Consider the following 10,246-nt stretch of genomic DNA (forward strand, 5'->3'; position numbering starts at 1 on the left):
AAAAGGGCAGACACACTGAGTGTGACTGCCCTTCATCATTACCGCTGATATGAATCTCAGTCAGTTTCAATCCGCGAGTGCTTGCGGGTGTCCTTCATGAACACATAAACCAGCAGCGAACAGGCGATACAGGCGGTGACGTACCAGTAGTAACCGGTCTCCATACCAATACTCTTGAACCACAGCGCGATGTATTCAGCGGTGCCGCCAAAGATCGAGACGGTCAGTGCGTAGGGCAAACCTACACCCAAGGCGCGAATCTCGGTCGGGAACAGCTCGGCTTTTACCACTGCGTTGATCGAGGTGTAGCCACTGACGATGATCAGCGCCGCCATGATCAGGAAGAACGCACCCCACCAGGACTGGATCGTGTGCAAGGTGGTCAGGATCGGCACGGTACACAATGTACCCATCACACCGAAGGCAATCAGGATTGGCCGACGACCGATCTTGTCTGATAGCGCGCCAACCAGTGGCTGAATCACCATGAACAGAAACAGCGTGGCAGCCGAGATGGTGGTGGAGTCGCTGATGCTCATGCCGACCGTGTTCACCAGATACTTCTGCATGTACGTGGTGTAGGTATAGAAAGCCAGTGTGCCGCCCATGGTCAGGCCGACCACGGTCATCAGCTCCTTGGGGTGGCGCATCAAGGTGCGCATCAGGCTTTCTTTTGGCTTTTCCTTCTTGGCGCGGGTGAACGATTCAGTCTCTTCCATGCCACGACGCAGGAACAGCGCGACCACCGCACAGAGTGCACCGATCACGAATGGCACGCGCCAGCCCCACGAGTACAGTTGCTCGGTGGTCAGCGTCTGTTGCAGCACGATCAGCACGGCAAGCGCGATGAGCTGGCCGGAAATCAACGTCACATACTGAAAGCTGGAGAAGAAGCCACGGCGTTCCTTGGTTGCCATTTCACTGAGGTAGGTCGCCGAAGTGCCGTACTCGCCACCCACAGAAAGACCCTGCAGCAAGCGGGCAAATACCAGAAGGATCGGAGCGCCGACGCCGATGACTTCATAGCCCGGAGTCAATGCGATGATCAGGGAGCCAAAACACATCAGCAACACCGAAGCCATCAGCGCTGCCTTACGGCCCTTACGGTCGGCGTACAGACCCATCAGCCAGCCGCCAATCGGGCGCATCAGGAAGCCTACGGCGAAGATGGCAGCGGTGTTGAGCAGTTGTGCGGTGGTGTCGCCCTTGGGGAAAAAGGACTTGGCGAAGTACAGGGAGAAAGCAGCGTAGACGTACCAGTCATACCACTCGACCATGTTGCCGACCGAGCCGCTGAAAATGGATTTGAGACGGGTTGAGGTGGTTTTTTCGGCCGCTGGAGCGTTGGCCGACCCTTTGGAAGCAGAGTTGGGAATGTCCATCATATTCCTTGTTATTCATTGTTTTTGGAATGGCACGTCAATGCGGGCCTTGATATGGCTATAGCAGGAGCTGTGCCATATGAGGAAAGGCCGGTTTAGAGAGGGTGAGATATGAGCGATGAGCGGAAATCCGCTTATTGATGGTGTTGGGGTAGGCGGAAAATTGCCGATGATTTCATCGCTAGCGCAAATCTCTGTAGGAGCTGCCGAAGGCTGCGATGACGGTGTGTCAGGAAAAATACTTCGCAGCCTTCGGCAGCTCCTACAGGGACGGTGTTTTCAGATCGATCAGGAATGCCCTGGCGGTGGATCTACTCGACAAACATCTCCCGCAACAGTCCATGCCGCTGCATCTTCTCATTCAAGGTCCGGCGTGGCAGTTGCAGTTCTTCGAGCACGGCTTTTATATCCCCTTTGTGACGGGCCAGCGCGGCACGCAGGCATTGCGCTTCAAAGGCTTCCTGTTGAGCCGCGAGGGATTGTCCCGGATCGGTCTGCACTGTTGGCGACGACGTCAGGCCGAGAATCTGCCGTTCGGCTGCGTTGGCCAGCTCGCGAACGTTGCCGGGCCAGTCATGACTCAGCAACTGGCCCAACTGTGCGCCACTGAGCTCAGGGGCAGTGCGGCCCAGACGTTGCGCAGCCGCACTGGCGAAATGCGCGAACAACAGGGGAATGTCTTCACGACGCTCGCGCAGTGGCGGCAGGCGCAACTCGGCCACCGTCAGCCGATAAGCCAGGTCTTCGCGAAAGCGTCCGGCACGGGCTTCTTCCAGCAAGTCGGGTTTAGTGGCCGCGACGATGCGCAGATCTACGTCAATCGCCTTGTTCGAACCCAACCGCTCAAGTTTCTTGTCCTGCAGCACTCGGAGCAATTTGACCTGTTGAGCCAGCGGCATGCTCTCGATTTCGTCCAGAAACAGCGTGCCGCCATCCGCGTACTCAAGCTTGCCGATGCGTTTGCCCTGGGCTCCGGTAAACGCGCCGCTCTCGTGGCCGAACAGTTCGGCTTCAAATAACTGCTCCGGAATCGCTGCACAGTTGAGTGCTACAAACGGCTTGTGGGCCCGAGGGCCAAAGTCATGCAGGCAGCGCGCGACCATTTCCTTGCCGCTGCCGGTTTCACCGCGAATGACCACGTTGACCGGCAGTTGCGACAAGTCCAGCACCTGACGCCGCAAGGTTTGCAGGCCGGGGGAAACGCCCAGCAGCGTGGTCTCCAGTTGAGTCCGGGTGTCAGCCTGTTCGTGCAGGCGGCGGTTTTCCAGAATCAGCTCGCGTTTTTCCAGCGCGCGGCGCAGATTGCGCAGCAGTACTTCGGGGCTGAAGGGTTTTTCGAGAAAGTCATAGGCACCTTCGCGCATGGCATCCACCGCCATAGGCACATCGCCGTGGCCGGTCAGCAGAATCACCGGCAGGTCGGCATCGATTGCCTGCAAACGGCTCAACAGCTCCATACCGTTGATGCCCGGCATACGCACATCGCTGAGAATCACGCCGGGGAAATGCTCGGGCAAATTCGCCAGGCAGTCTTCGGCGCGGCTATAGACCTGAACATTGAAACTGGACAGGCTCAGCCATTGCTCCACGGCTTCGCGAATCGGGGCTTCGTCGTCGACCACAATCACTGAGTTCAACATGCGGGATCAGGCTCCAGATAGTCATTGGGCAGGCTGAACCAGAACCGCGCGCCATCGTTCTGATTTTCGGCGCTCAACCGTCCACCCAATTCGTGGACGATGGCATAGGACACGGCAAGCCCCAATCCCAAACCATCGCCAACAGGCTTGGTGGTGAAAAATGGATCGAAAATGTTTGCCAGATGCTCCTCGGCAATACCGCCGCCGCTGTCCGTCACGCTGATAAGCCAGCGCGTCTGCTCTGAATGAATACGGATTTCGAGGCGTTTGACGGGCTTGTCACGGATGGCGTCCAACGCGTTGCGCAGTAGGTTGATCAGCACCTGCTCAAGCCGAATGGCATCGCCGCGCACCCAGGCCGGTCTGGTCAGGTTCAGGACGCGATCAACATGCTCGTCGCGCAGTCGCGAGTCCAGCAGCAACAAAGCCTGATCAACCACCGCCGCCAGATCCAGTCGTTCTCGCAAACCTCCCGGGCTTTTGCGGGCGAAGGTTTTCAAGTGGCCGGTCAGTGCCTTCATCCGTATCAACTGTTGATCAAGAGGCTCCAGCGCTTTGTAAGCATCGTCAATTCGCCCGTGATCCAGCAGCAGGCGCAGGGTAGCCAATTGCATGCTTTGTGCAGTGAGGGGCTGATTGATTTCGTGGGCCAATGCCGCAGACATTTGCCCCAGCGCGGCAAGCTTGGTCGATTGCACCAGACCTTCCTGCGCAGTGCGCAGATCCCGGGTGCGCTCCTGTACCTGACGTTCCAGTTCGTCACGGCTGTTTTCACGCAGGCGCGCCAGACGCCAGCGTTGATAGAGAAACAACCCGAGAAACACCAGCGTCAGCCAGGTGCCCGCGGCGGCCAGCGCTGCGTTTCGTGCGTCCTCGGTGGCCAGTTGCGGTTTGCGCAACAGGTGCAGGGTCCAGTCTTCGGCGGTTAATGGCATGGACTGCCACAGGTAATCAGCCTCGCCCTCCGGACCCTGCACGCGAGTCAGGTGGCTTTGCTTGTTGAATTCGCGCAGCTCAGTACGTTGCAGTGGCGACAGCGGTTGTTTGTCGTATTGGCGAGTCGCGGACAGCTCGGCGCGATCTTGCGCGGCGATGGGCAGCAGTTCGCGATAACGCCAGTGCGGCTGGCTGGCGATAAAGACGATGCCCTTGGCGTCGCTGACCAGCAACAGGTCGTCGCCCTTGGCCCATTCGTGCTCAAGGTCGGGAAACTCCAGCTTCACCACCATCGCACCCATGAACTCCCCCGCATCGCCTGTCACCGCGTGGGACAGGAAATAACCGGGAATGCCGCTGGTCACCCCCACCGCGTAAAAGCGTCCAACGCCTGTGGCTTTGGTTTGCTGGAAATACGGGCGAAAGGCGTAGTTGTGGCCGACGTAACTGGTGGGCAGCCGCCAGTTGCTGGCGCCGATGGCCAGGCCATTGCGGTCCATCAATTCCAGGGTCGAAGATTGTGCCGCGCCGTTGATCTTCTCCAGTTTGCGGTTCAGGGCATCCTGGGAAACGGCAGTGATCGGGCCATTCAAGGCGGCGCGCAGTTCCGGGTCGAGAGCGAGAACCGCAGGCAATGCCCGGTAGCGCTCAATCAGGGTATGCAGGGTGTTGGCGTAAAGTGAAAGCTGATCCTGTGCCCGCGCAGCGTCTTGCTCTACGCCGTGACGCTGCGCCTGACGCATGGCCAAACCCGCCGACACAGCAGCGCCCGCCAGGATCAGCAGGACATACAGGGTTATGCGCAGGGATCGGGAAGTGGAGGGCATGAGCGGGGCAGCCAGGATTTGCGCATTAGCTGGTTTGGAATGCTAACTCCTGTGGGAGCGAGGCTTGCCCGCGATGAGGCTGGACGCGATATACCTGATATCTGCGGCGTCTTTATCGCGGGCGAGCCTCGCTCCCACAAGGGGAAGGCTCTGGTCATTACAACAAATTAAAGCTCGTCTCTTTAACCGTCGCAGAATCCAGGCCAATCATGAGCTTGAACTCACCCGCTTCGGCAGCGTATTTCAACTGCGGGTTAAAGAACTTCAGGTCTTCTTCTGTGAGGGTGAAGGTCACGACTTTCTCTTCGCCCGCGTTCAGCATGATTTTCTCGAAGCCTTTGAGCTCTTTGACCGGGCGGCTGATAGACGCTGCAACATCACGCAGGTACAGCTGAACCACGGTTTCGCCCGCGACCTTGCCTGTATTCTTCACGGTCACGCTGGCGGTCAGCTTGCCTTTGCGTGGCAGGTCTTTGGCAGACAGGGTGATGTCGGACACATCGAACTGTGTGTAGCTCAGGCCAAAACCAAACGGGAACAGCGGGCCGTTGGTTTCTTCGAAGTAATGCGACGTGTAGTTGCCAGGTTTTTCTGTCGAGTACGGACGACCGGTGTTCAGGTGCGCGTAGTAGACCGGCAGTTGACCTATCGAGCGCGGGAAAGACATCGCCAGCTTGCCGGACGGGTTGTAGTCGCCAAACAGCACGTCAGCCACGGCGTTGCCGCCTTCGGTGCCCGGGAACCAGGTTTCCAGGATCGCGTCGGCTTGCTCGACTTCGTCGACCAGTACCAGCGGACGGCCATTCATCAACACCAATACCAGCGGTTTTCCGGTGGCTTTCAGTGCCTTGATCAATGCCTGCTGTGTGGCAGGGATATTCAGGCTGCTGCGACTGGCGGATTCGTGTGACATGCCGCGAGATTCGCCCACGACTGCGACGATGACGTCGGCCTGTTCAGCCGTTTTCACCGCTTCGTCGAGCATTTCCTGAGCCGGACGTGGATCTACTTCAACTTCGTGCTCGATGAAGTTCAGGTAGTTGAGGATGTGTTCGTTATCGCTGATGTTGGAACCACGGGCGTAAAGCAGTTTTGCCTTGTCGCCGACAGCATTGGCCAGACCGTCATACACGGTGACCGACTGATTCGGGCGACCCGCGGCAGACCAGCTGCCGAGCATGTCCAGCTGACTTTTGGCCAGGCTGCCGATCACGGCGATGGTGCCTTGCTTCTTCAGCGGCAACGTTTCGTTCTGGTTTTTCAGCAATACCAGCGTCTTGCGGGCAACGTCACGCGCTTCTGTGCGGTGCAGACGATCTTCAGAGTAGGTGTCAGCCGGGTCTTGAGCGGCATCGCCGATACGCAGGTACGGGTTGGCGAACAGGCCCATGTCGTATTTGGCACCCAGCACTTCGCGGACCGCGCTGTCGATTTCCTTCACGGACACTTCGCCGCTCTTGACCAGACCTGGCAGCTCTTCGCCGTAAGCCTTGTCGTTCATGCTTAGATCAACGCCGGCCTTGATAGCCAGCTTCGCGGCTTCGCGGTAGTCCTTGGCGACGCCATGATCGATCAGTTCCTTGATCGCCCCGTGGTCGCTGATAGTCACGCCCTTGAAGCCCCAATCCTTGCGCAACAGGTCTTGCAGCAGCCACTTGTTGGAGGTGGCCGGTACACCATTGATCGAGTTGAGCGCGATCATCACACCGCCAGCCCCGGCATCAATACCGGCGCGATACGGCGGCAGGTAATCCTGATACATCCGGGTCGGACTCATGTCCACGGTGTTGTAGTCCCGGCCGCCTTCCACTGCGCCATACAGGGCGAAGTGTTTGACGGCGGCCATGATGCTGTCGGCAGACGCGACATTTGCGCCCTGGAACGACTTGACCATTTCTTTCGAGATGCGCGAAACCAGATACGTATCTTCGCCGAAACCTTCGGAGCTACGACCCCAGCGTGGGTCGCGGGAGATATCCACCATCGGGGCGAACGTCATGTCCAGACCGTCGGCGCTGGCTTCGATAGCCGAAATGCGGCCGGTCTCGGCTATGGCGGCCATGTCCCAACTGGCGGCCATGCCCAGGCTGATCGGGAAAATAGTCCGATGGCCGTGGATGACGTCATAAGCAAAGAACATTGGAATCTTCAGACGGCTTTTGGCGACAGCAGCTTCCTGAAGCGGGCGGTTTTCCGAGCGGGTAATGGAGTTGAACGTTCCGCCAATGCGGCCCGCAGCAATTTCCTTGAGAATCATCGGCTGCGGCATGTCCTGGGCGATGCTGATCAAGCGCAACTGACCGATCTTTTCGTCGAGGGTCATTTGCTTCATCAAGTTCGCGATGAAGGCGTTTTTTGCTTGCAGCGTGGCCTGGCTATTGGCAGCCGGGGCGTTGACATTGTTCGCAGCCAACGCTGGCTGACTGGCCAGACCGACCAGAAGACCGAGTAAACACAGCTTATTCATGAATGATTTCTCAAGGCTTGCCCGCAACTCGCATTAAATAACAGGCAGCCATATTTTATGGGTTTAGACCTTTGGTAGTTCTTATCGGCCAGGACTGCAGATTGTCACAGTAATTATCAGCGCACTTATGTATCTGTGAGCGCATGTTTCGATAGCCCGACGCAGGCCACGGATTATGCAGGGGAACTTCCGTTTTGGCTAAAGCCATGTCATCGATTCGGAATCAAAAAGTAACAAACAGTGCGGGGCTCGACAATCCGGGCTCACTCTTGCAAAGCTGCGTTTCATCAATTAATCCAACCTCCGACGCCTTAACCACCTAAAATAGCCGCCTTTGCTATCAGTTCGTCCCGAGGCGTTTTTAGATGTCAGTCACCGCTACTTCCACCCAGCCCGCGCAGGATCATCGTGCGCAGTTTTTGAGTCTGCTGGAAAACAGTCTTTCCCAGAACTCGTTCATCAAGCTGGTGCTGGCCAAATACGTAGGCGACGAAGCCGAGTTGCAGCGGGTGATCATCAAAGCGTTGACGGTCAAGGATCTGCCTTGCCTGTCTTTCGTTTATCGCTACAAAACCCGGGACATCACTAAGAACTTCCCGTTGGTCGAAGCGGTGCAGGTCATCGCGCAACTGTTGCCCGAGTCTTTCAAGAACGCGCATTTGCTGTCGTTGAGCGATGAAGTCCAGCTGGAGTTCGGCAAAAAAGGCAAGAGCACGCTGTTCAAGAGCAAGGCCCAGCAGGAGCGCGAAGCGCCGTCTGCGGGCCATGACCGTGAGAAGAAACGTTATCTGGAATTGACCCGCCCGTTTTTGACTGATTTGGGCGTGACCAACAAGCAGCATGAACTGATCCCGTCCATGTCTCGCAAGTGGAAACAGATCAACAAGTTCATTGAAGTGTTTTCCCACGCCCTGACGTCCTCACCGCTCAAGCTGGATCAGCCAATAAAAGTGGCGGATTTCGGTTCAGGCAAGGGGTATCTGACGTTCGCGATTCACGATTACCTGCGCAACACTTTGCAAACCGAAGGGCAGGTGACAGGTGTCGAGCTGCGCGAGGACATGGTGACGCTGTGCAACAACGCTGCGGCACGTCTTGAGCATCCGGGCCTGAAGTTCGAATGTGGAGACGTGCGCAGTGTCGCGCCCAGCGCACTGGACGTGATGATCGCCCTGCATGCCTGCGACATTGCCACGGATTATGCGATTCACATGGGCATCCGTTCCGGTGCGTCGATCATCATGTGCTCACCGTGCTGCCATAAGCAGATTCGCCTGCAGATCCAGAGCCCGACATTGCTGAGGCCGATGCTGCAATACGGCCTGCACATGGGGCAACAAGCTGAAATGGTCACCGACAGCCTGCGTGCGCTGCTGCTGGAAGCCTGTGGTTACGAAACCAAAGTGTTCGAATTCATCTCGTTGGAGCACACCAACAAGAACAAGATGATCCTGGCCGTCAAACGCGCCGAGCCGCTCAAGTCCACCGAGATACTGGCGAAAATCCAGGAACTGAAAGAGTTCTACGGTATCCAGGAGCAGTGCCTGGAAACGTTGCTGCAGGCGGATGGGTTTATCAGCTAAGACTCAGTATTTGTAGGAGCTGACGAGCAGCGCGAGGCTGCGATAGCGGTGTATCAGACAGATCGCTATCGCAGCCTCGCGCTGCTCGTCAGCTCCTACAGAGGTCGTGCCTGCTTTTCAATTCATTGAGCCAGATTAATTCCCTCTTCCTCGGCGCGCGCATGCTGTAAGCATTCCCCACGCGCAGGCGATCACGCCGAGGTTCCATCATGAGCAGCACCTTTTTCATTCCCGCCGTGAACATCATGGGCCTTGGCTGTCTCGACGAAGCCATGCAGGCGATCCGTAAATACGGTTTTCTCAAAGCACTGATTGTCACCGACGCAGGTCTGGCCAAGGCGGGCCTGGCGACTCAGATCGCCGGGCTGCTTGTCGAGCAGGGCATCGACTCAGTGGTGTTCGATGGCGCCAAACCCAACCCGACCGTAAGGAACGTCGAAAGCGGTCTGGCCATACTGCGTGAGCGCCAATGCGATTTCGTGATCTCACTGGGTGGCGGCTCGCCCCACGATTGCGCCAAAGGCATCGCGTTGTGCGCCACTAACGGTGGGCATATCAGTGACTACGAAGGCGTGGACCGTTCGAAGCACCCGCAATTGCCGCTTATCGCCATCAATACCACTGCGGGCACGGCCAGTGAGATGACCCGTTTTTGCATCATCACTGATGAGGTGCGCCACGTAAAAATGGCCATCGTTGATCGCAACGTCACACCGCTATTGTCCGTCAATGACCCGGCAATGATGGCGAAGATGCCCAAGTCGCTGACCGCTGCTACCGGTATGGATGCGCTGACTCATGCCATCGAAGCGTATGTGTCGACCGCCGCCACGCCGATCACCGATGCCTGCGCTCTGAAGGCTATGTCACTGATCGCCGGTTATCTGCGCCGTGCAGTGGACGATGGCTCAGACATGGAAGCACGAGAAAATATGGCGTATGCGCATTTCCTTGCAGGCATGGCGTTCAACAATGCGTCCCTGGGCTTTGTGCATGCCATGGCCCACCAGCTCGGTGGTTTCTATGACTTGCCCCATGGCGTTTGCAATGCAGTCTTGCTGCCTCATGTGCAGAGTTTCAATGCCGCGGTCTGCCCAGCGCGCCTGACGGATGTGGCGCATGCCATGGGGGCCGACATTCGCGGCCTGGCGCCGGAGCAGGGCGCCCGTGCGGCGATTGATGCGATTCGCACGTTGGCGGGTTCCATCGACATTCCGCCGGGGCTGACTGCCTTGGGCGTCAAGGAAGAGGACTTCCCGGTCCTGGCAGCCAACGCGTTGAAAGACGCTTGTGGTCTGACCAATCCGCGTCCGGCTGACCAGGCGCAAATAGAAGATATCTTCCGCCGCGCACTGTGATTGCCGTCTGCGCCTAGGCGAGCCGTTGCGGGTTTACATGCGACTGCTGGATT

The 10,246-nt window shown here is 57.7% G+C and carries 6 protein-coding genes; 2 read left to right on the forward strand and 4 right to left on the reverse strand.

Going from position 1 to position 10,246, the window contains the following annotated elements; all coding sequences use genetic code 11:
- Positions 1 to 56: 56 nt before the first annotated feature.
- The 4 genes from RX972_RS13470 to bglX form a co-directional block, all read right to left on the reverse strand.
- Positions 57 to 1,382 carry an MFS transporter gene (locus RX972_RS13470; RefSeq protein ID WP_027898066.1) on the reverse strand — a complete coding sequence of 442 codons (1,326 nt, stop codon included), beginning with the start codon at positions 1,380 to 1,382 and terminating at the stop codon, positions 57 to 59.
- Between the two features lie 311 nt (positions 1,383 to 1,693).
- A complete protein-coding gene (locus RX972_RS13475) occupies positions 1,694 to 3,022 on the reverse strand; it encodes a sigma-54 dependent transcriptional regulator (RefSeq protein ID WP_316875972.1) in 1,329 nt (442 codons plus the stop codon).
- Complete coding sequence (locus tag RX972_RS13480; RefSeq protein ID WP_316875974.1) at positions 3,016 to 4,785, reverse strand: ATP-binding protein; 1,770 nt, start codon at positions 4,783 to 4,785, stop codon at positions 3,016 to 3,018. The genes RX972_RS13475 and RX972_RS13480 overlap by 7 nt, the downstream gene beginning before the upstream one ends.
- 157 nt (positions 4,786 to 4,942) lie before the next feature.
- Complete coding sequence (bglX, locus tag RX972_RS13485) at positions 4,943 to 7,252, reverse strand: beta-glucosidase BglX (protein ID WP_099268590.1); 2,310 nt, start codon at positions 7,250 to 7,252, stop codon at positions 4,943 to 4,945.
- Between the two features lie 365 nt (positions 7,253 to 7,617).
- Here bglX and RX972_RS13490 point away from each other — a divergent pair, with 365 nt between their 5' ends.
- The gene (locus RX972_RS13490; protein ID WP_316875977.1) at positions 7,618 to 8,835 is read left to right on the forward strand and encodes an SAM-dependent methyltransferase; all 1,218 of its coding nucleotides are present in this window, start codon (positions 7,618 to 7,620) and stop codon (positions 8,833 to 8,835) included.
- A gap of 209 nt (positions 8,836 to 9,044) precedes the next feature.
- A complete protein-coding gene (yiaY, locus tag RX972_RS13495; RefSeq protein WP_316875979.1) occupies positions 9,045 to 10,193 on the forward strand; it encodes an L-threonine dehydrogenase in 1,149 nt (382 codons plus the stop codon).
- Positions 10,194 to 10,246: the final 53 nt, after the last annotated feature.

This window comes from Pseudomonas syringae group sp. J309-1 (assembly GCF_032582135.1).
Taxonomy (GTDB): domain Bacteria; phylum Pseudomonadota; class Gammaproteobacteria; order Pseudomonadales; family Pseudomonadaceae; genus Aquipseudomonas; species Aquipseudomonas quasicaspiana.

Excerpts from the sequence above, each read along its gene's own strand:
- yiaY (WP_316875979.1), top strand. The coding sequence starts at position 9,045 with ATGAGCAGCACCTTTTTCATTCCCGCCGTGAACATCATGGGCCTTGGC.
- RX972_RS13490 (WP_316875977.1), top strand. The coding sequence starts at position 7,618 with ATGTCAGTCACCGCTACTTCCACCCAGCCCGCGCAGGATCATCGTGCG.
- bglX (WP_099268590.1), bottom strand. The coding sequence starts at position 7,252 with ATGAATAAGCTGTGTTTACTCGGTCTTCTGGTCGGTCTGGCCAGTCAG.
- RX972_RS13470 (WP_027898066.1), bottom strand. The coding sequence starts at position 1,382 with ATGGACATTCCCAACTCTGCTTCCAAAGGGTCGGCCAACGCTCCAGCG.
- RX972_RS13475 (WP_316875972.1), bottom strand. The coding sequence starts at position 3,022 with ATGTTGAACTCAGTGATTGTGGTCGACGACGAAGCCCCGATTCGCGAA.
- RX972_RS13480 (WP_316875974.1), bottom strand. The coding sequence starts at position 4,785 with ATGCCCTCCACTTCCCGATCCCTGCGCATAACCCTGTATGTCCTGCTG.